The 23804-nt window shown below is 43.8% G+C and carries 20 protein-coding genes; 10 read left to right on the forward strand and 10 right to left on the reverse strand.

Annotated features, from left to right (window positions below):
* Positions 1-201: 201 nt before the first annotated feature.
* Complete coding sequence (locus L1076_RS14110) at positions 202-1227, reverse strand: porin (RefSeq protein WP_038865316.1); 1026 nt, start codon at positions 1225-1227, stop codon at positions 202-204.
* A gap of 567 nt (positions 1228-1794) precedes the next feature.
* Here L1076_RS14110 and L1076_RS14115 point away from each other — a divergent pair.
* The 3 genes from L1076_RS14115 (at position 1795) to L1076_RS14125 (ending at position 4678) form a co-directional block, all read left to right on the forward strand.
* Entirely contained in the window at positions 1795-2763 is a 969-nt protein-coding gene (locus L1076_RS14115; RefSeq protein WP_061035524.1) for a porin, read from the forward strand.
* 398 nt (positions 2764-3161) lie between these two features.
* Positions 3162-4001 (forward strand): DMT family transporter, encoded by an 840-nt coding sequence (locus L1076_RS14120; RefSeq protein ID WP_061035525.1) that lies wholly within the window; start codon positions 3162-3164, stop codon positions 3999-4001.
* A 62-nt stretch (positions 4002-4063) separates the two neighbouring features.
* The gene (locus L1076_RS14125; protein WP_102389456.1) at positions 4064-4678 is read left to right on the forward strand and encodes a glutaredoxin; all 615 of its coding nucleotides are present in this window, start codon (positions 4064-4066) and stop codon (positions 4676-4678) included.
* Positions 4679-4749: 71 nt separating this feature from the next.
* On the opposite strand, the gene L1076_RS26990 is transcribed toward L1076_RS14125, so the two are convergent.
* From L1076_RS26990 to L1076_RS14135, 3 genes are all read right to left on the reverse strand, one after another.
* Positions 4750-4884 (reverse strand): hypothetical protein, encoded by a 135-nt coding sequence (locus tag L1076_RS26990; RefSeq protein ID WP_095760458.1) that lies wholly within the window; start codon positions 4882-4884, stop codon positions 4750-4752.
* A gap of 134 nt (positions 4885-5018) precedes the next feature.
* Complete coding sequence (locus L1076_RS14130; protein ID WP_038865307.1) at positions 5019-5366, reverse strand: hypothetical protein; 348 nt, start codon at positions 5364-5366, stop codon at positions 5019-5021.
* 113 nt (positions 5367-5479) lie between these two features.
* Positions 5480-6673 carry a multidrug effflux MFS transporter gene (locus L1076_RS14135; protein ID WP_237303821.1) on the reverse strand — a complete coding sequence of 398 codons (1194 nt, stop codon included), beginning with the start codon at positions 6671-6673 and terminating at the stop codon, positions 5480-5482.
* A gap of 111 nt (positions 6674-6784) precedes the next feature.
* On the opposite strand from L1076_RS14135, the gene L1076_RS14140 reads away from it, so the two are divergent.
* The gene (locus L1076_RS14140) at positions 6785-7672 is read left to right on the forward strand and encodes a LysR family transcriptional regulator (protein WP_038865303.1); all 888 of its coding nucleotides are present in this window, start codon (positions 6785-6787) and stop codon (positions 7670-7672) included.
* Between the two features lie 158 nt (positions 7673-7830).
* On the opposite strand, the gene fhuB is transcribed toward L1076_RS14140, so the two are convergent.
* The 4 genes from fhuB to L1076_RS14160 all read right to left on the reverse strand — a co-directional run bounded on the left by fhuB (position 7831) and on the right by L1076_RS14160 (position 14108).
* Positions 7831-9825, reverse strand: coding sequence for a Fe(3+)-hydroxamate ABC transporter permease FhuB (gene fhuB / locus L1076_RS14145; RefSeq protein ID WP_237303822.1), 1995 nt, complete (start codon positions 9823-9825; stop codon positions 7831-7833).
* Entirely contained in the window at positions 9825-10778 is a 954-nt protein-coding gene (locus tag L1076_RS14150) for an iron-siderophore ABC transporter substrate-binding protein (RefSeq protein ID WP_054755601.1), read from the reverse strand. Before L1076_RS14150 ends, fhuB begins: the two co-directional genes overlap by 1 nt.
* A 91-nt stretch (positions 10779-10869) precedes the next feature.
* Positions 10870-12993 (reverse strand): TonB-dependent siderophore receptor, encoded by a 2124-nt coding sequence (locus tag L1076_RS14155; protein ID WP_095760491.1) that lies wholly within the window; start codon positions 12991-12993, stop codon positions 10870-10872.
* A gap of 206 nt (positions 12994-13199) precedes the next feature.
* A complete protein-coding gene (locus L1076_RS14160; protein WP_038865296.1) occupies positions 13200-14108 on the reverse strand; it encodes an AraC family transcriptional regulator in 909 nt (302 codons plus the stop codon).
* Positions 14109-14327: 219 nt separating this feature from the next.
* Between L1076_RS14160 and L1076_RS14165 the strand changes: the two genes are divergently transcribed.
* The 3 genes from L1076_RS14165 (at position 14328) to L1076_RS14175 (ending at position 18154) form a co-directional block, all read left to right on the forward strand.
* Positions 14328-15086 carry a siderophore ferric iron reductase gene (locus L1076_RS14165; protein ID WP_104026498.1) on the forward strand — a complete coding sequence of 253 codons (759 nt, stop codon included), beginning with the start codon at positions 14328-14330 and terminating at the stop codon, positions 15084-15086.
* Between the two features lie 78 nt (positions 15087-15164).
* Positions 15165-15950 carry an ABC transporter ATP-binding protein gene (locus tag L1076_RS14170; RefSeq protein WP_104026446.1) on the forward strand — a complete coding sequence of 262 codons (786 nt, stop codon included), beginning with the start codon at positions 15165-15167 and terminating at the stop codon, positions 15948-15950.
* 383 nt (positions 15951-16333) lie between these two features.
* Complete coding sequence (locus tag L1076_RS14175) at positions 16334-18154, forward strand: bifunctional diguanylate cyclase/phosphodiesterase (protein WP_038875444.1); 1821 nt, start codon at positions 16334-16336, stop codon at positions 18152-18154.
* A 35-nt stretch (positions 18155-18189) separates the two neighbouring features.
* Here the strand turns inward: L1076_RS14175 and L1076_RS14180 are convergent, their stop codons facing one another.
* Positions 18190-19476 carry a peptidoglycan DD-metalloendopeptidase family protein gene (locus L1076_RS14180; RefSeq protein ID WP_038865290.1) on the reverse strand — a complete coding sequence of 429 codons (1287 nt, stop codon included), beginning with the start codon at positions 19474-19476 and terminating at the stop codon, positions 18190-18192.
* Positions 19477-19599: 123 nt separating this feature from the next.
* Positions 19600-20229, reverse strand: a complete 630-nt coding sequence (locus L1076_RS14185) for a hypothetical protein (RefSeq protein ID WP_104026444.1) — start codon at positions 20227-20229, stop codon at positions 19600-19602.
* A gap of 149 nt (positions 20230-20378) precedes the next feature.
* Here L1076_RS14185 and L1076_RS14190 point away from each other — a divergent pair, with 149 nt between their 5' ends.
* The 3 genes from L1076_RS14190 to L1076_RS14200 all read left to right on the forward strand — a co-directional run bounded on the left by L1076_RS14190 (position 20379) and on the right by L1076_RS14200 (position 23452).
* A complete protein-coding gene (locus tag L1076_RS14190; RefSeq protein WP_039974901.1) occupies positions 20379-20780 on the forward strand; it encodes a GFA family protein in 402 nt (133 codons plus the stop codon).
* A 164-nt stretch (positions 20781-20944) separates the two neighbouring features.
* Positions 20945-21616, forward strand: a complete 672-nt coding sequence (locus L1076_RS14195; RefSeq protein ID WP_038865287.1) for a YoaK family protein — start codon at positions 20945-20947, stop codon at positions 21614-21616.
* A 471-nt stretch (positions 21617-22087) separates the two neighbouring features.
* Complete coding sequence (locus L1076_RS14200; RefSeq protein ID WP_038865286.1) at positions 22088-23452, forward strand: YjiH family protein; 1365 nt, start codon at positions 22088-22090, stop codon at positions 23450-23452.
* Positions 23453-23804 lie beyond the last annotated feature (352 nt).

Genomic DNA, 23804 nt, shown 5'->3' on the forward strand with positions numbered 1-23804 from the left:
CTTCCCTGCAAAACAAAACGCACATGATAATCTAACTGATTGAGTTGCCCACACTAGTTCCCACTCTTGAATGTTAAAAACAAGACATTCAGCCCGTTTTTCTCTCTCGCCTTCAAGGCGAAACTCTCTCATTTATCAAACATTAGAGATGAAAAAAGCCAGCACGAGGCTGGCTTTTATAGTAACTAGGACAGGTTACTATTATAGGTAGTAACGAGCACCAAGTGCCCATTTGTCGTCTGTCTTACGATCGTTAGCATCGTTTAGGTCGAACTGGTAACCAGCGTAACCAACAAACTTAGAAGTGAAGTTGTATTCTGCTTGAACAGCCATCTCTTCACGTGCAGTTTCAGTTTTGCTGCGGTTAAACTCTTTACCTTCAACCATTTCGTAGTTGATGCTTAGGTTTAGGCTGCTTGGTAGAGCGTATGCTAGTAGCGCTTCGTACGCATCACTGTCTACAAGGCGAGCGCCGTTTGTGCCGAAGTTCATGTTCTCGTTTGAACCGTATACTGCTGCTACGTATAGGCCTTGACCGTATGAACCGTAAGATGCAGATACTAGGTGAGATTCAGCAGATTGCTTGCCTACAAAGTTAGCTTGTTGGATATCACCACCGTTGTAAGTGTAACCAATTTTCGCGCCCATGATTGCGTAAGAAAGTGCAACTTGCATACGGTCATCGTATTCTGCACCGTCAGTCTTAGCACCTTGCCAACCTAGACCGAAGTTGATTGCACCAGCTTCACCTAGCTCGATTGCGTTGCGGTAAGAAAGCATCTTGTCCGCACGACCAGTACCTAGAGCACCGTGGTCATCGTAGATAAAGTCGTTCGCAAACGCGATTGGCATATCAGCAACACCAGCTACGTCGTAGTAAGGTGCCCATTGAGTACCACCAACTGCACGGCCGTATACGTCGTGAGTTAGACCTAGGTAGCCAAGACGAGTAGTGAATGACTCTTCACCGCCATCTAGGTAGTTAAGAGCCCACTCACCGCGAGCGTCAGCTGTGAAGCCGTTGCCTAGGTCTTGAGTTGCTGTGAAGTTGATACGTGGAGAGTTAGTACCTACATCTGTGTCGCCTTGCTCTGAACCGTTTAGGTTAACAGATACGTGACCACCGATAGCGAAAGTAGTGCCGTCGTTGTTGTAAAGTTCCACTGCTACTGCTTGTGTACCGAATGTTGCTGCAACAATCGCTGCTGCTAGGAATTTTTTGTTCATTATAAAATCCATGTATTTATTCATTAGTTTATAAGTCAGTCTTATACAAAAGTGGATTGGGGCATCTCTTCCACCAATGTCGCGTCACTTTTGCTTAACAACTGTTGCTCACTGTATTTCAGAAGTTCCCAAGAGCAGAGTGAAAAGATGTAATAAAAAAGAAAAATGGCAAACGTTTACCCATAAGCAGACAACAATTTAAGAAAACAACACCCAAAAACAGAAGCACTTTGTTACATTTAAGCCTAAATCACTATCTAAGCTATTGTAATTGTGTGATTAACGCAGAGTTTAACGAGGATTTTTGTTACATTTCAAAAAGAAAATTATGATTAGGAACTTTTTTAAAATTAGGCTGTCCACTTAAAGGAGCAGAAACATAAAAAAACCTAAAACCTGTTTTCTATAAGGTTTCATCAATATCTCCCCCGTCATTCATTTGAAATAAAAATGCAATAGAATCATCACGTAACAGAAATCTATCTTTCATTTTCGCGGTTTACCTTAAGCGTCATCGACACAAATCGAGCAAGAAAGCTCATCGATTACAACTAGGGTAATAAGAAAATGAAAAAGGCAGCACTAACTACCGCGATTCTAACAGCATTGGTATCAGCACCATCATTTGCAGCAACCGTGTATAAAGACGACGGGACTGAATTGAAAGTTGGCGGTCGCGTGGAGTTTCGTGGCGACTTCATCGGTTCTGACGGTGCAGAAGTTGACGGTACTATGGAAGATGCATCTCGTGCGCGTCTAAATCTAAAAGGTAAAACAGATATCGGTAATGGCCTATCTGCTTTTGGTGTTTACGAAGCTGAACAAAAAACAGGTAAAAGCGAGTTTAAAAACCGTTACATGTACGCTGGTGTAAGTGCTGATGCAGGTGATTTTTCGGTAGGTCGCCAAGACATGGCTGCTGTTATCATCTCTGATATGACGGATATCACTGAGTTCTCAGGTGTTCAACAAGTTATTGATTCATCCTCTGATAAGCAAGACAGCGTATTCGCTTACCGTGGCGAATTTGATGCTCTACAAGTTCAAGCAACTTACCAAGCCAACTCTGGTGACAGCCAAGACAAATACGGCATCTCTGGCCTTTATTCTCTACCAGTGGGCCTAGACCTAGGTCTTGCTTACTCTGGTGGCGATGTAGATAAAGATAACTCAGAAGACCAAATTCTTGGTGGTATCGCCTACTCTCTTGAAAACTTATACCTTGCAGGAACTTACTCTCAAGGTGCCATTGATGACTCTGAAGACTTTACCGCTTACGAGCTTGTAGCAAGCTACAAATTAGCAAGTAAGTTTACTGTTGCTGGCCTATACACTTTCCAAGAGAACGATCCAAATGGCGCAGCAAAATATGACGCGGTTGATGGTTTTGAGCTGGTTGGTTACTACAAACTTAACAGCAACTTCCGTACTTACCTTTCTTACTACATGAACCAGCTGGATGAAGAAAAGAATGGAGAAGGCAAGGTTACTGAAGGTGAAGACACACTACGTCTAGGCGTACGTTACGACTTCTAATAAAAACTTGTTCTAATAGCGAGTCTTTTGGCCGGCACTCTTGTGTCGGCTTTTTTGATCGTACTCACTAACCTGCCCTCTTTTAATGCACCTAATCCCGAAGTTAGTGCATTCCCTCTAGGCTTTCTCAAGCTATGTTCATCTAGGCCTTTAAAATCAACCAATTAAAAGTTGGCACACTAGCTGCAATAACTAAATCGAGCAAATGCATGGCAGCGTTTGTGCTTCTCGTTCTTTGTACCTACTTCGGTAGGCACGTCCTTTAAATTGGTAATGTCGCCTCCCTCTGGGAGGCATTTTTTTATTGGCTACCCTATGAATAGAACGTATGATTCTGGCCATTCTTTAAAAACGGAAATATCCAATTGAATCATCATCCTGTCCAAGGTGCATCTTGGATGCTCACCGCGGGTTTAGCATTCGCCGTCGTTAATAGTTTTGCTCAAGTTGCGAGTATACACTTTGGAGTGTCGTCCACGACCTTTGCGTTATTCCAATACGCGATCGCCTTTTTTGCGATCTTGCCTTATTTACGCACCCTAGGCATTCGTCAATCACTGCGCACAAACCACTTTGGTTGGCACGCTCTACGTATTTTCCTTGCCGTTATCGGGATCCAACTATGGCTGTGGGCACTCGCGTATCCAGTGCCAATTTGGCAAGGTATTGCGTTGTTAATGACCTCGCCTTTGTTTGCTACTATAGGCTCAGGTCTGATACTTAAAGAGAAAGTTGGGGTGGCGCGTTGGATCGCTACCTTAACTGGCTTTATTGGCGCAATGATCATCCTTGAGCCTTGGTCTGACTCTTTTACCTGGGCGACACTGTTGCCAGTTGGCGCTGCTTTTTTCTGGGCTTCTTACTCTCTGATGGTGAAAAAATTATCAGTCAATGATCCACCGTCAACAATGGTGGTTTATCTACTGTTATTGATCACACCATTTAATATCATGCTTGCGGTGCCAACATTCGTGATGCCAGAAGGGTGGGATGTTTGGGGTATTCTCATTGCGGCTGGCGTGTTAACCGCCTTAGCTCAATGGGCGGTCGTAAAAGCTTATGCCGTAGCAGATGCATCTTTCGTTCAACCTTTTGACCACGCGAAATTACCACTTAATGTCTTTGCCGGTTGGTTAGTGTTCAGCTGGGTTCCACCAGGTCGATTATGGTTGGGTGCCGCGATTATCGTTGGCTCAATTGCTTTCATCACTCATTGGGAAGCAAAAAAAAGAAAGTAAATTGAAAGAATTTCTTTGGTTTTGAGTTCTATATTTTCAGGAAAGGAAATGAGGATTATCGTATGACACAGCCAATCAAAATGACACTTTATCGTTGGGCAGGCAGCTGGGGACCATTCAAGGTTAATATTCCATGTGGCGAATGCACCCTAACTAAAGACATTCTTGCCGATACTTTTGAAAACGAATTAGCGGGTGTCCCCGTAGAGCTAGAAGTGAAAGATTGGCTATCCCATTGGTGGGAACCACTAAAACTTGGTGCTTGGCACGCCCCTATCCTAGTTGTTGAAGGAAAAGTCGTCAGCCAAGGGGAAGCGCTAAACCGAGGCGTGCTTGTTCAATCAGTTATTGCTGAGTGGACTAAACGCGATCAACTTAAAGGCAATATTGTCTACGGCAAAGCGACGTGTCCTTACTGCGTTAAAGCCAAAAATTTGCTGGATGAGACGGGTATAGAATACACATACTATGACGTCGTCAAAGACAGTGCAGCCCTTTACCGAATGATACCTGAAGTGAAAGCCATCATTGGCGAGAAAACACCTGTAACGGTGCCGCAAATTTGGTTAGATGGAGAGTACATAGGAGGCGCAGACAACTTGGAAAAGTGGTTAGCGGAAAAGGGATTAGATAAAGTGCCTAACAACGTTGTTGAGATCCCAAGTCAAAGCGCATAATTATCACCTAGCAGAAACACGACATCTCTAACAAAGCAAAAAGCCCTGATATCAAATCAGGGCTTTTCCTATTAATTCGCTAGCTTTTTCATTACTCGAGCAAACATTGAAGGTTTCTTCTTCTTTGTTTTACCGTAAAGCGCTTTGTGCATCGCGTCTTTTGCGATCATTTGACCAATGTAAACGCCACCAAGTTCGTAACCCATGACCTTCTCCTAAGAAGTAATTGACTGGCTTATGTTGTAATTTTACACCACAAACCACCAAAAACAAGATAAAGATCACAAAATAAGTGTAATTTAATTACAATAAATTTAATCCTAGCGAATCAAAAAAGTGATTAACGCTTGGGCTGTTGGTACGTTTTGCCTGCTGCTTTGTAAGTATCTTTTTGTTTAATTTCAAAGAAAGTTTCAAAGAACCAAGCCGCAAATTTGATCAGGTGATCGCCTTCATTCATGACATGCTCAACAAATTCTTTCTCTTCACCAGACTCGTCAGCTTGGAAGGTAATGTGGTAAATACGTTTTTCACCATCGACCTCCGCAAGGCCAAATTGACCACTTAGTGATTCCGCTGCTTGAGCGACCTCTTCTTCTTCAGATGCTTTTAGTAGTTCAAGAGCCTGAGGCAAGTTCTCTTTTTCACCAATTTCTTTTAATAGCGCTTCAAATTCGTTTTGTTGCATGGGTTCACCTAACGATTAACGGGCGTTTTCCTCGCACAACGCTTTTGAGTCAGCATCTGCGAGCCTAATTTGCTGCGCATTTTAGAAAGGAGCACGTAAGCTTGCAAGCAGATTCAACGCGAGCTTTCTGGTTGAGCCAAACCACTGGTAGGCGTCTGAATTTGACTCAGTGCCAAAACAACACAGCTTAACCCTGCAATCAACACATAGAAGACACCTAATTGATATTGGCTCGTTACCCAATACTCCACCAAATATCCGCCAAACAAACCTGCGAGACACATTTGTATAGACCCAGATAATGCAGAAACCGCGCCTGCTTGTTGTTTGTGTGGGGATAACAACAAACTGATTGAAACCGGGAACGACATTCCTTGCGCAAAACTCAAGCAAGTGAAGGCAACTGATAGTGACGTAACCGTAAATGGTAAAATCAGTAGCATCACTCCTGATGCAGCAACGACAACAAAACTCATCAATAGGATCTGCTGCTCTTTGTAGCGCGAATTGAATAAGTTAAGCACCAAACTACCCATTAACAACCCTGCTGAAGGGACAATCATCAACGAGCCATAGTCTGCAGCAGTTAATCCAAGCTCTTGCTGCATCAAAAATGGATATAAGGACAACGTCACCAGAGCAGAAAGATAACTGAGCCAGTTGTAACTCGCGCTGCCAATCACTTGTTTATTAGTCAACAGCGTTAAGTAATTCAATATGACTCGTTTAGGTTCAAAACGGCGCTTGGGATAAGGCAATGTTTCTGGAAGAACGATTAAGCCCAGCGTAAAAATCGCGATTAAGTAAAACAATACGAAGACAAACACTGCATGCCAACTTAAATGATAAGCGATCCAACCACCAAACAAAGGCGCAACTATCGGCATTACTGATGCTGTGACCGAAATATAGGAAAGGGCCTTGGTCAGTTGTGAGCCATCGTAACTGTCTCGTAATACTGAGCGCCCAAGAACAGAGGCGCTTCCCGCCCCTAAACCTTGTAATAGCCTTCCAGCTTCCAAAGCGACAATATGGTCTGCAAACGCAATACATATGACCGTACCTACGAGATAAACGCTTTGACCAAGAATGAATACTGGCCTACGCCCTATTGAGTCGGATAGCGGGCCATAAAAAAGCTGAGAGACACCAAAGCCAACAAGGAATAACGTGACAAGGTTTTGAATCGCATGCTGCGGAAGCTCAAGGTCATGTCCGATCATTGGCAAAGATGGAAGATAAATGCTGACGCCAACTTGACCGGTCGCGATGATCATCATCGCCAATAATAATGGTGTTTTACGCAATATACCCTCCTTACATCATGACAGTTTCACGACAGACAGTGTATATTTGTTACTCTAAGATGATAATAAACCAAAATGGAAAAGAATTAATTCCTATGGGGATAGAATAAAATGGATTGGATTCAAAGTGTCAATAGCTATATTCGTGTAGTAGAAGAAGGAAGCTTCAATGCGGCAGCCAGAAAGCTCAATACCACCAGCTCAGCCATTAGTAAGCGTATCCAGTGGCTAGAAGATAAGATTGGTGTACAACTGCTCAAGCGAACAACACGCTCCATCAGCCAAACAGAAGCTGGCGCCCTATTCTACGAACGAGCCAAAGTACAGCTAGACTCTTGGCAATCTGTGCTAGACGAAACACGCTCAGTGAATCAATCTCCAGCAGGCTTACTTAAGATTGGAGCAACGCTGGCCGTTGGCTCTAAGTTCCTTGTTCATTATCTGGACGATTTTCTTGAAAAATACCCCGACATTAAACTTCAACTTATCACCACGCTACCAGGTCAAATCCCCGAACTGAGCTTGGATTTATTCATCAGCAGGGAGTTGGAACATCTCAATTCTTTAAGTTTTAAAGCAACGCCATTGTTCGAACACAAAGCCCAGTTTTATGCCGCGCCTAGTTACCTTGAAAAACACGGAACGCCACAAACGGTTGAAGAACTATCACAACATAACATGTTGATTTGGGGTGAAAAGCCAACAAGAGAGCTCAAAACCAACCGTGGAAAGCGTATTAGCCTTTCAGGAAATTTCGCGACCACGAACCCTGAAGCTCTTTTCCATGGCGCTAAACGCGGAATGGGAATTTTACTGTCCAATAATGTGATGATCAAAGAAGAGCTTAAGTCCGGAGCATTAATACCGATACTTCCTGATGTCACTGCTGATGAGGCGACGGTCTACGCTTACTATCCAAAACTGGATTATCAACACACCCGAACTCAGCTGTTTCTCGACTACCTTAAATCACGCTTAGATGAAGAAAAACGCGCCTAAGCTACTCACTCTTTGATAACAAAGATAGTAGAGAGTCACAAGAAGCGCGTTGGTCTGTCGTGAATGTTTTGAGTGATATGATAAGACGTTATAACGTTGCTTATTAAAAACAAATCACAACGTCTAATCATGCAAAAACCATCTGCTAACTTACAATCCTAAGCACTTCGAGATTTCAACAAAAGAAAGATAAAGTAGCTGCCTCCGATAATCGAAACTAACGTACCTGCAGCAAGTTGAGCGGGGAACACCACAACTTGCCCTAGCCAATCAGCAAACAACATTAGGGCTGCACCGATTAAGAAAGACAATAAGATCTGCTCTCGAACCAAGCGAGCACCAACCATAGCTGCAATATGTGGAGCCAGTAGGCCAACAAAAGCGACCGGCCCCATGGTGGTTGTGACCATCGAACATAAAATCGCGACGATACACAATAGAGCCACATAGGCGATGTTGATGTTCAGCCCTCTTGCACTTGCAAACTGACGACCAGTAGCAATTAATGTCACCCAACGGCTCAACAGTAAAGCAACACCAATACAAACGGTTATCACGATAGACATGATCGTTGCCGTATCAGGTTCAACACGATAAGTAGAGCCAGCTAACCAAGCCAACAAGGTGTACTTCCCTTCCCCTACTCGCGTTAAAGAGAATTGCACTAAAGCCTCCAACACTGTGGTCAGCGAGATACCCGTCAGGATAAGAATCGAGGGTGCAAACTGATGCTTCTTACCGAGGAACAACAGCAAACACAGTGCAACAGCGCTGCCCAAAAACGCAATCCACGGGCTTAGTGAATGAATCGAGTATCCCATAAACAGGCTACTGAAAATCAACGCTAAAACAGCACCCGCCGACACACCGAGGATGTCTGGGCTCGCAAGTGGGTTGTAAACCAACCGTTGTAAAATCACACCAGCGACAGCGAGACCGCCACCAGCAAATATCGCAGTTAACATTCTAGGCCAGCGAATAGACCACTCAAACGCATCTGGGATAATGAAATAACTCATATCTGAAGAAGGTTGTGACAATGCACTTAACGCCAGTAAACCGGAAATCATCGCACCCAACAAGAAATAAGCCAAAGGTGAAATAGACTTTGGCCCTTTAGGCATCGAGAAGAAGAGCTGATCTTGGGCCGACATCTGCTTGCGAGCAATAATGATCAAAGCTGGAGCACCAATCACCGCGGTTGCCGTTCCTGTTGGAATCATATCCAAAGACCATTGCGCTAAGAAAATCGCCAAGCTGTCGGTCGTACAAAGCAATAGCGCACCTAATACGCAGCTAGCGATGAGCTCAGATTTTGCCTTTAAGAACCCCAAATGTCTCGCGATGTTTGGTGCAATCAAACCAATAAAGCTGATCACACCTACCGAGGTGATCGACACGGAAACTAGCCAAACACCAATCGCCATGAGTACAAAGAAGGTCGTACCGATGTTAAGACCACGTGCAGCAGCCCCTTCTGTACCAATTGAAAGCAGAGTCAAAACTCTTGGAGCCAACAGGAAAATAGCAAAGATTGGCAGTAACTTAGGCATCAGCCAAAGCACTTGTTCCCAACCGTTCTGTCCGAGATCACCCGCTCCCCAAACAAACAAGTTTTGCGCATATTGGTCGTTAAGCAAAATAATCGCAGTTGCGAATGCACCTAGCAGTAAGTTAACCGCCATACCTGCCAAAACAATTGGCAAGCCGCTCATGTTTTTGATGCCAACAATAGAAACAATCAGTCCCATTGCAAGCAGCGCGCCTATCAGCGCAAACCAAACCGAATATTGCGCAACCAACATTGGCGCGACCACGTTCAGGATGACCAGACCAAGCCACGCCCCTGATGATGTACCTAAGGTAAGCGGAGACATGATGCGATTTTGCGTTAATTGTTGAAACAAGCTACCTATGGTACCGAGTGTTCCACCAACCAAAATCGCCATCACCAAACGAGGCAAGTTAACATAGACTAACGCCATCAACTCAAATGAATCATCGATCATTTTATTGAATGTAGCGATGTCACTGATCTGTGAGACTTGTTGGAACAACTCTCCAACAGGACCAAATTCTGACTGGCCTAACCATAAATGAACAAGAGCGGTGAGCAATAGCACCGCCCCCATCATGAAACCACTGGATCTCATTACTGCTCCGCTAGCATCAACAACGATTGCGCCATGGCTTCAGCGTTATACAAAATAGACATAGCACCGCCGTAGCTCCAACTCGCTGCTACTGGGCTAAATTGACCATTGCGAACGAAAGGCATGCTCTTCCAGACCGGAGAACGCTCTAACTTGTCTTGATACGGGAAAGGTTCAAAGTAAAGTGCAATGCCGTTCTTCACCTTCTTAAGTTCAGTCATACGCTTTTGACTGATCCCCCACTGACTCGCCGGAAGATCCAACGCATTTTCAAAACCTAGCTGCTCAAGCGCGTATTGCGGAATCGAGTTATCGCCGTAAATGTAAACCGACGTGGTGCTCGCAAAACGGAAAGAAGTGACTTTTGGCTTGTCTCCCGGGTACGCTTTATCTAATTCAGCCTTAAGAACCTCAAGACGCTGATCCATCGCAGCCAGTTTCTTGTTCGCTTGCTCTTCTTTACCAAGCAATTGGCCTATCTTCTTGAAGTTATCGATAGCTGCCGCCGCATTACTGTGCTCTTCACTGTACGTTTGGTAGTAAAGTACTGGCGCGATTTCTGAAAGTCGCTCCTGAAGATCTTTCTGAGGTGAAGCGATAAGAATTACATCTGGGTTTAGCTTCTTCAAAGCAGAAAAGTTAGGCTCAGTTCGAGTGCCAATGTCCGCCACGCCTTCTGGAATCGCAGGTTGAACAACCCAATCGCTATACCCTGCAATATCAGGTACTGCTACTGGAGTTACACCGAGTTCAATCACTTGCTCAGCGACGTCCCAGTTAAGCGCTGCTACTCTGACAGGTTGAGCTTCAAGTGTTTTAATCCCCTCACTGTCTTCTACTTTGAAATCCGCCATCGCATTAAACGATAAAGCACTCGCTAACATCGTTAGAACGAGTTTTGTATTCAACTTTTTTACTTTAGAAAAATGGGAAGCGATTGATTTTAAGCTCATATATTTGCCTACTTCATCTAAATTCGAGATTTCTACAAACGACAAAAGCAGCCCAGAAAAGGCTGCTTTAAAATTGGGAACGCTAACTTAGTTAGAATTCATAGTTTACGCTTAACTCAACTGACTGCTCGGCACCAAACCAACAGTTCGATTGATCGTAACACGCGTAATATTCTTCGTTGAAGATATTGTTCACGGCTAGGTTAGCTGTCGCGCCAGATAGCGTTTCACTTGCTTCACCCAGATCATAGCCAACAGATAAATCGACTAAAGTGTATGACGGAACTTTCCCTTGTGTATTACTCGCATCCATTTGCATCTCACCAACGTAACGAGCACCTACGCTAAATCGAGAGCCCGCTAACATGCCGTTAAATACGTTGTAGTTAGCCCACATATTAGCTGTGTGCTCAGGTACATAGATTGGCGTCGTGCCTTCTAAACCGTTGCTAGAGTCTTCGGTAATTTCCATATCGACATACGTGTATGAAGCCGCAATATCAAAGTTTTCTGTCGCAAACCAACGTCCTGATAGTTCAGCACCCTGCGACACTACTTCACCGACTTGGATTCTAGGGCCATAAACGTCATTAGGATCGGTCATCAACATGTCTTGCTTAACAATATGGAATAAAGAAACTGTTGCTTCTTTGGACATATCGTCAGACAGGTATTTCACACCAATCTCTGCTTGTTGTGCCGTCTCTGGGTCGAATTCATTACCCGCTTTATCAACGCCTGGAGCTGGTTCAAAACTCGTCGCGTAACTTGCGAATGGTGCAAGCCCATTGTCAAACTGATACAAGCCACCTAAACGGTAAGTAAATTGCTTATGATCAGACTCATGGGCGTAGTAATCACTCTCTGATTTGTAGTGGTCAAATCGTCCACCTGCAATCAGCACCAATGCGTCTAGACGAATTTGGTCTTGAACATAAAAACCCAACTGACTTGACGTCGTATCATCCAGATATTCACCCGTCTTAGTCACATCACTACGATCCAGTAAATCATTATTAGGGTTTAATGGGTCAAAGCTATTAAAGCCACTGCCATTCGCACTGTAAGATGAGTAGTTAACATTACCGTCTAGGTCTTGATAATCGATACCAAGCAATAAATTATGCTCTACTGAACCAACATCAACAATACCACTCAATTGGTTATCAATAACAAAACCTTTAAAGCTTTCATCTGTTGAGTATAGAGCTCGAGCCAATTGGTTTGGTGTGCTTGGGTCGTAGCTCACATGGTAAGTATTTTCTTGGTACAGAGATGCATCGGTATAGCGAGCATTCTGTAGGAATGTCCAGTTGCTATTAAACTCATGGTTGATTTTATAGCCGACCATAAGAACTTCACGCTCAAACGTGCTCCAGTTCTTGTCACCCATAGAAACAGATGGATCGCTTGCTTTCAGCACATCTAACGGCATTGCCGAGTTGATGCCCATTGAAGGATCGTTTTGGTAGTAAAGGTTAAAGTTGATTAGTGTGCTGTCCGTTACCTGCCAGTCCACTGAAGGTGCAATGAGGTATCGTTCTTCTTCTGCATTATCAACTTGGCTATCTTGTTTGCGAGCAAGTGCGATCAAACGGTAAGAAAAATCACTGTTACCAAACTGGCCTGTTGTGTCGATAGAAGCTTCTTGTAGATTGCGAGAGCCTGTTGCCACGCCAACCTTAGTCGATGATTCGGTTTGCGGGGCTTTAGCAATCATGTTCACCATACCACCCGGTGGCATCGCACCATAAAGCACAGAGGTTGGTCCTTTAAATACCTCTACTTGCTGCATCGCAATCGGATCAATCTGCGGTTGTAGGTTCCAACCATTCAAGAATTGAAGTGAAAGGCCATCGTAGTAGTTAACGTTATTAGTATTAAAACCACGAATAGAGTAAGAATCAAACATTGCTACCGAGCCACCTCGGTTTTCAGTTACAACACCCGGTGCATAACGAAGGGCTTGATTCAAAGATTGAACACCTCGTTGCTCTAACTGTTCTTCATCAATAACGGTAATACCTTGAGGCGTTTCTTCTGGCTCAAGAGCCGACTTAGTCGCGGTATTACGATAAGCTTTCCCCAAAACAGTGATAGTTTCGATATTCGAATCTGTCGCTGAAACGGCTTCTTCCGCCAAAGCTTGCGCTGAAAATGCAGTCAACAAAGCGACTGCCAATGATGAATACTTAAAACGAGTGTGAGTGGTCATGATTCCCTCGGTACCAATGCTTAACATAAACAATAATAAATCTCATTTGCATTGTATGTATCTATAAATGGGATAATTAACAATTTGGTGCAAGTTCAAAAAGAACTTGGCCTATTTTGAGTAAAACTAAGACAGTTGCTCATTAAAAGCACGATTAGCCCTATTAAACGAGAGGCTCTGTAGAGAGTGCGTTAGGTGGGATATGACTACGATTTAATAATAGGAACCCAGTATTCCATTACCGCATCAGTCGAATGAGCTCGATAACCCAAGGGATACACTTCAAGCTCATAGCCATCGATGGCTCGATAACCAGAACTTGGCAACCAGTTAAGAACAAACCAGCTTAGAGTATGTCGAAGATTCTCAATAGGACCGCAATGTTTCACTACAGCGTAGGTTTGCTTTGGAATAGTTAATACCTCTAATTTATCAGAGATAATGCTCGGCAATTGCGGAATCGAAATCTCGTCGTGGAGCTCAATGCCAGCCCAGTAGTAAATGTTGGTACCATCAAAGCAAGACTGGGTGAGATCGACAACGCCAATAAATTGAAAGGCACCCGCGTCTGGAAGCGTTACTTCCCCTTCTAAACGTGACCACAATTGAGGAACTTTCTGTGCGAAATCTTGGGTCAACGAAAACAAACCACTGATTTCAGAAGTGATGCCTTTAACAAGGAATGACTCTCTTTCATCAATGCGTACCTCGACAAAACTGAGTGGGCCATTATCAGCTGCGCTCATCATATCCGATACTTGTATTGGTTTACGAAGCCCAGCTCTTTTGCCCGCTTTTCTATATTGACTAGGACTTAAGCCAAACATCTGCTTGAACGAGCGGCTAAAGCTAATTTCTGAATTAAACCCGAGAGCAAGAGCGATATCAATGACTCGCTTCTTGCTATCCAACAGTTCTTCTGCCGCTTGGCTTAACTTAAGCTCTCTGACGTAGTTTGCGACGGTAAGCCCAGTCTCGGCTTGAAACACTCTTTGCAGCTGCCAGCGAGACCAACAGCTCTGTTTCGCAATATCTTCTAGCGATAGTGTCGAGCTTAGGTTCGCATGAATATAAGCCAAGACACGGCTGATACGATCAAATGCAGGTGTGTTCATAGTCACGCGTTAATAATCTCGGTAGTGGCAACAATATAGTAGATACAGAAATACTTTTTATCATTTAAAGAGCCTTTTATCACTTAAAAATGACTAATGCATAATCAATTGATAGCTCCCTTAGCGTGCAAGAACTCCGAGGAGATGCTCCATATTGTATGGTTATCCTCGATAAGGTTAGCTATGATAACGCAACTAATTCTCATTCATTGGTTTAAGATGCTTTCCCAGTTGCACAATATTATTACTCGTCGGAGAGCCCCTTCTCTACACCAGAAAATCTTCGCTTACTCTAAGCAGGTCACACCTTATCTAAGTGGAAGCTATGGTTCTCTGAGCAGCAGAAGCATCGCGATGACCAATGATAAGAGTCATATCGAAATCAAACGCGTTTACGATGGTCTAGCGGCAAATCACTCTGAAGCTGGTAAAGCTTATTGGTTAACTCGAACTTGGGATCTAGTGTGTTGGCAGCCCATCTATGTCACTTTCGTTTCTATTTACGGCCTCCACTCTCTACCTGATATCAAGAATATTGGTCAATTTAGGTACAAAGAGTTCGTCACAGGTTATCGCTTCTTTAACGATGATCATCAACACGGTTCACCCGAGGAACTGATACCTCAGGCTGGTGCAGCTATACTTGCACTCACCGAGTTTTACCGCAGTCAGATAAATGAATGGACACGTATCCGACCAGGGTTCACCAACCATTTGTTAGCGGATCTACTGCTAAGCAGTTTGATCAAATTGCAGCAGCATGAGCCAAGCCTAACCAACGATTACATCACCGAGCAAGCCAAGCTTTGGTTAGAAGCATGCCAATTACCGGACAGCCATTTAGACAGCCTCAAGGTCGATGCTAATTCAGGGATGCTTAGGCTGGTAAGAATCAGCTGTTGTCTAGTCTACAAATGCGACTCTGGAAAGTATTGCGACGATTGCCCAAGGCTCCCAGAAAACAAAAAAATCGCTTGATATCACCATCTATTATTAAAGAGCAGCAGAGAGCATTTGCTTTTATCAGCGGCTTTATTGGTCGGAGACAGGACTGACATGTTTCAGCTTTCAAATATCAAAATCGTTCGTGATGAGCGAACCATTCTCGCAATCGACGAACTTTCCATTCCGACGAATGAGCTCACCGTAGTTCTTGGTCACAATGGTTCTGGTAAATCTACGCTGGTTAACTTGCTCTCAGGGCAAATGGCCCCAGACCACGGCACAGTGAAGTTAGACGATACCTCTCTTTCTGCCTTCAAAAGCAAAGACCTAGCCAAGAAGATTGCTTATTTGCCGCAAAAGCTCCCTGCTTCTGCAGGCTTAACGGTAGCGGAGCTGGTTCGTTTAGGGCGCTTTCCTTGGCGGGGAGCGTTAGGTCGTTGGAACTCTGAAGACAAATCCATCATCCAACAAGCAATGGAGAGAACGGGCGTCGCCGAGTTTTCACAGGCATTAGCAGACGATTTATCCGGCGGTGAACGCCAGCGTGCTTGGGTATCGATGTTGCTTGCGCAGCAGTCTCCCGTATTGATCCTCGATGAGCCAACATCAGCACTGGATGTTCATCACCAATTCCAACTGATGGGTTTACTGTCAGAGCTGAATAAAAAAGAAAACGTTGGCGTGGTCGTGATTCTGCACGACTTAAACCTTGCTCTACGTTACGCAACACACATCGTTGCTCTGAAGAAAGGCCAGATAGCATTTGAAGGCAGCGCCGATAAGTTACTCGATGAACAGGCACTTTCTGCACTGTATGAGTCCCCGATTCGACTGATCGACCACCCGGTTCCAGCCAAGACTGCCGCAAGTGAGAAGGTAGCGGTCGTCTGCGAATAGCTCAGTTTATTGAGCTAATCTACTGAAAAATCAAAATGCCTGTAGACAAACGCACTCGATCTAACTCTGCAGGCTAATCTCGATATTGAATCTCTGTATTCATTCGAGATGAGTGTTCCTTCAAAAATCACTCTGCATTCAGACTCGTCATATAATGCAGAAACGTAATCACAACCAATAAGACTACCACTTTTGTGAGAGCTTGATTCAATTCCTCCTAACCTAATAGTTGAAAAATACCTTTCTTGAGCCATCAGAATTTGAAAAATCACACGAAGTAAACAATAGTTAACGTGATGCATATCGATTAAATGAGAAATGATCGTGTAACAAAACCAAAAGAAACACGATACGGTTAATGACAACGTCGGGTGAAGCCTTCAATGGATCATGAACAAATTAGTATCCAAGTAATTGATGAAATTCTGAATTTGAACGGAAGCGCTCTGCTCAATAGAGTAACGCTGGATCTTCATCAGCAATTTCAAAGCCACTGTACATGTGTGGTTGAGATAGCGCATCTCCAGCATTGCGCGGTTACGCTTTCTCATTCGAGTGACGGAACCATTACTGATAACATCAGTTACGGGCTCGCCGGTACACCTTGTGAAAAAGTGGCACAAGACATTGGTGAAATCATCTTCTATCAAGAAGAGGTCTACCGCCTCTTTCCTGAAGACCAAATGTTTCAAGATGCTGGTATCCAAGCTTATATTGGACTGCCCTTAAAAACCCATGCTGGAGAGGTGCTAGGGATTTTGCTCTCAACCTTTACCCGAGCGGTTGGAGAATCAGAAGCAAAAAACATCATTGAGCATCACCGCTTTTTTTCTAACGTCATTATCCATAGCCTACGTGAAAAATGGATAAGTGAACGGTCAGACAAACTTCTAAACCAGCTGAGTTATGAGGTTTCACACGACAACTTAACCGGCCTACTCAACCGAAGTTGCCTAGCGGATACACTTGAAACCTTAACGCAACTCGCTAGCCGTCCTTTTAGTCTTGCCTACCTAGACATCGATAACTTTAAATCCATCAATGACATTAACGGCAATTACATCGGTGACCAGATCATCAAGTTTACAGCCAATGCCATACAACAAAGTCTCACCTCTCCGAATAATGCTTTTCGTGTTGCAGGTGATGAGTTTGCCTTCATTACTTACGATGAAGATCCCGTTGCGGTATGTCAGGAAATTTTGGACAAGATAGAATCAGGCTATGTCGACAAATCCAATCGTATATCTTTCACAGTTAGCATTGGTATAGCTCGTGCCCCTGTCCACATGCTCAATAGCGATGACTTGATACTTAACGCGAGTTTGGCGCTAAAAGACTGTAAAAAGCATCGTGATACGCGAATTCAGCACTATGACACGCATTTAAGCGCGTTGTACCACCGTCAAACACAATTGATAGAAGCATTGCGAGACCAATTACGCTTAAGCATCGATGAAAACGAAGAACTCTATGTTGTGGTTCAACCTATTGTCGATATCACCAGTGACCGTTGGGACTACTTTGAAATATTGGCGCGTTGGAAAAGCAGTACTTATGGCAGCGTCTCCCCAGTCGAATTTATCGAGGCTGCTGAACAATCCGGTTTGATCATTGAACTAGGCGAACGCATCGTTGAGCTAGCCTGCCGAGCAAAACAAAAGCTCGAAAGAGAGTTGGGTTACACCGTAAAGCTGTCGGTTAATTGTTCTGCTTATGAGCTGGTCGATTCCAATCGCTATATAAACTATTTAACTAGAGTATTGGAGAAATACAATCATCAAGCTTCAGACTTTGTTATAGAGCTCACGGAGACGGTTCTGTTATCACAAAGTGGCAGAGAACAGATGGTTTTAAACTCACTTAGATACCTTGGATTCAAAGTCGCACTCGACGATTTTGGCACGGGTTATTCGAGTTTGAACTACATCCATAACTACCCGATTGATAGCATTAAAATCGATGCAACGTTTGTTCGCAACATGCTCGCTAATACCACATCAGAGCAAGTGGTTTTACTGATAGCACAATTGGCACAATTACTCGATGTCGACTTGATTGCAGAAGGGGTCGAAGACGATCGAGCATTGCAGAAGCTGATTGAGATGGGCTGTCATCATATTCAAGGATATTTCTATTCCCGACCACACAGCGTCGAAGAACTGGTTTCGATCATCAACGACAAACAAGTAAAAAGCGCATAAAAAAGACCAAACAATGTTTGGTCTTTTTTATTCAATTAGAGAACGGCTTTCTCTTTGTCTTTAAGCAGCTTATCCATTTCATTCCGGTTCGCTACAAACGTTGCCATCTCTTTCTTCGGAACCGAACTTGCCATCGGGATATTAGCGCGCATTGCGTTCACCGGACGACCATATTCAATCAATTCGTAATGAAGGTGCGGACCAGTCACACGACCCGTTTTACCGGATAGACCGATACGCTGTCCACGTGAGACTTTCTGGCCTTTCTTAACCAGAATTTTGCTTAAGTGCAGATAGCGCGTTTTATATTTACTGCCATGCTCAATCACCACATAGTTACCCGCATAAGGGTGTTTACGTGTCATGATCACTGTACCATCACCTGTCGCTTCTACAGGAGTACCAATAGGTACAGCCCAGTCGGTACCATTGTGAGGAGCAACGCGGCCGGTTACTGGGTGCAGGCGGTTCGGGTTAAAGCCAGAACTAATACGCCAGCTGCGGCTAACAGGGTATCGTTGGAAGGCACGCTGTAGGCTTTCACCTTTCGCATTGTAGAACTGTCCATCAGTATGAAGGTAAGCTGTCACTTCACGGCCACGGTTGTAGATCTTAATCGCTTCAATTTCGTTTTTACCCGTCGATACGCCATCAATACTTTGAGAGCGACGCACAACTTCAAAACGATCGCCAGCACGCAAATCTTTACCGAAGTTCACTTGCTCTTTTAGCAGGTTAACCACTTGGCTGATTTCAGCTGAGCTTAAACCCAAACGATTTGCAGAAGAAGAGAAGCTACCTTGAATCACACCAACAAGAGGCTCTTGGTGCCATACACCTGGAATGGAAATATCAGAGAAGTCGTAGCTACCATCGCTATTGCGTTGATAAACCACTTTGTCTGCAATAGAGAATTGCAGCTCCATTTTATCGAGTTCACCCGTCGATTCATCACGCCAAAAACGCAGTGTGTTACCAGGTTTTAACGTATCAAGGGCAAGGAAGTTTAAATCCGTTTCCATCACTTTCATCAGCGAACTGTAGCCGAGGCCTAATTGACTGAAGATGGTACTCAGGTTATCACCTGCTTGGATTTGATATTCAAAATTGGGTGGCGTGACAACAACAGCTGTCTTCGCATCAAGAATTTTTTCAACAACCTGCGACTCTGGCAGGTTTAAAGCGATGGTTTTGGTAAGGGAAGACTCTTTGAGAGAGTTGGAAACACCAATCGCAACTAATACTGGCAAGGAGTACAACAGTAGCGCTTTACGACTTGTCAGATTCGGCAACCGTCTTGTTGTAATTTCATTTGTAGACACGGGAATTACTATCTCCTTTATAACAAGGCTCATAGCTTATGCATTCCCGCATAAGAAATCACTAGGTAATTACGAGATCTAGCGCAGAAAACACTTATTTTTTACAGAAGACAAAAAAATTCATTACTGTTGCATATGTAGGTCATTACCTACACGCTTGAGTGTCTTCGATATCAATTGTTCTGGTTGTTCTGCCATCGCTTGATCTTCACCGTGTTCTAAGTAAGACAATGATATGTGTTTGTCGTCTTTCCATTCGAGTTTCGACATTTGAATTCGATCACCAACAAACACACTATTGATCAGTACAACACGACTTGGTACGGGGTCGAACTTAAACAAGCCCAGGTAATAAAATGCCCCTGAACCTTGTGTCGTCACAATCACTGGTGCGGCAACCCATGTAGTCTTACCAATCTCTCGCTTAGCAATAAAATCCGTCGGTACAAGCACAGACCCTTTCGTCGCACCAGCATCGTAATCCCCTTTTAAGTAGCCATGCTCTTTGTCCCGCTCTTGCAAGAAAGTGACCGCCCCTTGCTCTGGGACTTGGACAGTCCATGGGTTTCGTGACTGAATGCCCAATACCTCTTCAACGATTGGGTTGGATTGAGTCTGCACTTGGGGGAATTTCGCCATGATCTCATCATCTGAGAGACTAAAGCGATATATACCAGCGATGATCACAACAGCAAGCAAAACAATCGGGATAAGAAGAATGAGAGGAATGGGTAAGATTCTTTTACGAGCCATGAAGACTTCCTTGTGTTCTTGTTCTCTTAATTATGCTCGAAGTATATACCAATTCACCCATGAAGACCTCAACGCCTACTCATTCGATTTGACTCAAGTGTTTCAAAATTAAACTAAACTGTTTGATGAGCAACCAATTGGGGACAACGATGACAAAAATCACCCACTCTTGTGAATGCGCCTGTGGTCTAGTTCAACTGCGCTGCACCGCAGAACCTATTCGTACTTCCGTCTGTCATTGCTTTGAGTGCCAAAAACGCACGGGAAGTGTCTTCGGCGTTCAAGCCCGCTTCAACAAAGACCAAGTCATCCTCGATGGTGATGTCACTAGCTATACTCGTGTTGCTGACTCAGGTCATCAAGTTCAATACGAATTCTGTCCAGCATGCGGCACGACAATGCGTTTGAAGCTATCAGATGCTCCCGAGTACGCCGTGATTCCTATGGGGTTATTTAACGATAAGGAGTTTCCAGAGCCTACTGTCTCTATTTATGAGCAACGAAAGCACGGCTGGGTGAGCTTTGATTGCACTATGGAACACATTAGCTAAGCATCTCTTTCAACAAACATGGTATTAAACAATCTAAATTAAAGAAAAGCATTCAACAAAAGTTGAGATTTTATTGAGAATGATCAACCGAGTTTTCGCAGAAGTACTTTCGTTCCGCGCTATGAGCGCTATAATCTGCCCCTAACATTTGGTGAGGTTTTATTGTGATTTCCAGACTTCCTCGTTGGGTGGAATATGGCGCGTTTTTGCTTGCTCTTCTCGCAGGCTGCGTCAATGCCGTGGGTCTCCTAGGCTTTCAACATCAAGCGATAACACATCTTTCCGGAACCGTAACTCAGCTAGGGAACAGCTTATTAACTGATGCAGACAGCACTATTCACCTGCTCTTCATCGTATTTAGCTTTTTGATTGGTTCAGCGTTTAGTGGGTTCTTTATCGAAAGCAGTGCACTTAAACTCGGTCGTCGCTACGGCGTTGCACTCTGTATTGAAGGCAGCCTGTTACTTCTCAGCTTAGGCTTCCTAGTTCAAGGCAATGTTTATGGTCAGTATCTTGCTTCTGCTGCGTGCGGCTTGCAGAACGCTATGATCACCACCTTCAGTGGAGCAGTGGTTCGAACAACACACATGACCGGAATTATTACCGATCTCGGCATTATGATTGGTGAAAGCTTGCGTGGTCGCCAATTTGACCGTCGTAAAGCCAAGCTGTTTATCTTTATCTTCTTCGGCTTCTTGTTAGGTGGCACTGCCGGAGCAATGCTGTTTAATTCGTTTGAGCTTTATGCATTAGCGTTCCCAGCGATTTTGGCTTTCATCATTGCTATCGCTTACTGGAGTTATCTTTTCCTTATTAGTCGCAAACAAACTGCTTAATGCGATTGTGGCGGTTTAAGCATTTGCCTTAAACCGTCTCCTCTTATTCTTTTCTTCATATTTGTCTTTTACTTGAAAGACGCCACTGGCTGATCTTAACCAGTGTTTTATCCTTCAAATCCATAAATTGAGTAGTACTACTAACAGAAAACATCGTGATCGCCTTGAGATCCTAATCACATTTGCTAGGCTTTTTATTGCTCGAGTCACACTGTGCTTCATCATAGTCTGTTAACAGCGGCTCACGTGCTACAATTTTCTAACACAGGCAACAAATTCATATACAAGATTCTAGTTAACTACAATTTGACCATAAAAACGGCTGAATAACTAGATGTATTTAATGAATAGTATTGCAATGGATGCAGTTTGCGGGTAACCTCCGCACACTGTGATTAAATACGGATGTTTAGTGAATATTTATGTCATGGAATATGGCGAGTATTGACTAGTAGTAACACGAGACAAAACATGCATAACAACACCAATGCTGCTGAAGCACCTAAGGGCAACTTTTGGATGTTCTTCATCCCATCCCTAATCGGTCTTCTACTTTTCATGGCACCAATTTCTTACGATGGTGGCCTGACAATTCCTGTCGCGGTAATGGCAAAAGTCATTCCTGCAGTTCTTGGCGATACCTTAATTGCTATCGTAACGGCAATTGTCGCTTTCATGGCTCTAGCTTCTGTTCTTTGCAAAATTTTTAAGCCAGCAGCAATCCTACGTAATGGTTTCTTAAACGGTCTATTTAACCCTTCCCCACTTTGGTTAATCGTTCGACTATTTGGTGGTGCAGCGGTTCTGATGACGTTCTTCCAAGTGGGTCCTGAAGCGATCTGGGAAGAGAATACTGGCGGTTTAGTTCTGACTGGTCTTCTACCAACACTGTTTGCAGTATTCATTTTTGCAGGCCTACTGCTTCCTCTACTACTCAACTTTGGTCTGCTTGAGCTATTCGGCGCGCTACTAAGTAAAGTGATGCGTCCGGTATTTAACCTTCCAGGTCGCAGTGCAATCGACTGTATGGCTTCTTGGTTAGGCGACGGCAGTGTGGGTATCCTACTGACAAGCAAACAGTACGAAAACAACTTCTACACCCAGCGTGAAGCCGCAGTTGTAGGTACAACTTTCTCTGCAGTATCTATCACGTTCAGTTTGGTTGTTCTTGCTCAGGTTCAATTAGAACATCTATTCCTGCCTTTCTACGGCGCAATCTGTTTAGCAGGTGTTATCGCGGCTATCATCATTCCTCGCCTACCGCCATTGAGTCTAAAGAAAGACCGCTACATGGATGGCAGCGAGCCTAAGAAAGACGCAGACGCAGTACCTGCAGGTCACACAACTTTCTCTTGGGGTATGGACCTTGCGCTAAAACGCGCTGGCCAAGTGACTTCTGTACAGTCGGTATTTAAAGAAGGCGTACATAACGCAATAGACATGGTCTTTGGCGTACTTCCTGTCGTTATGGGTCTAGGTACAATGGCATTGATTATTGCTGAATACACATCGGTATTCGAAATCCTAGGTCAGCCATTTATCCCTTACCTAGAACTACTGCACATTCCGGAAGCAGCGGCTGCGTCTCAAACGATTGTAGTGGGTTTTGCAGACATGTTTATTCCAGCGATCCTAGCGGCTTCAATTGATAATGAAATGACGCGCTTCGTGATTGCAGCGATGTCAGTAACTCAGCTTATCTACATGTCAGAAGTAGGTGCACTGCTTCTAGGCAGTAAGATTCCGGTAAACATCGTGGAGCTGTTCGTTATCTTCATTCTACGTACGTTGATTACGCTTCCTGTTATTGCCGGTGTTGCTCATCTGATTTTCTAAAATCGCATTTTTTAAAAAAGGCTCCGCATTGTCGGGGCCTTTTTTGTATTTGTCGTTCACCTTTGTTATTTCCGTTCCAACTTCGCTGCCCCTTCCTGACAAGAATCAATATAAAGACATCTAACTTTCAACACAAAGTTATAAATATCACTTTAAATTCATCAATTTAAATGAGAAAAACAATCTCGTCAGACTTGTTTATATAAGGCTCAATGATACTATTCTTATGTTTTTAACAGTTTAATGACGAAGTCTTACAAAGAAGATCAATCTCACAACTTTTGAACACGATCTGGCAATTGTTAAGAAATTAAACAAATCGCCTTCAGGTTTCTGACATATCTGTCGATAA

This window comes from Vibrio sp. MMG023 (genome assembly GCF_021654215.1).
GTDB lineage: Bacteria > Pseudomonadota > Gammaproteobacteria > Enterobacterales > Vibrionaceae > Vibrio > Vibrio jasicida.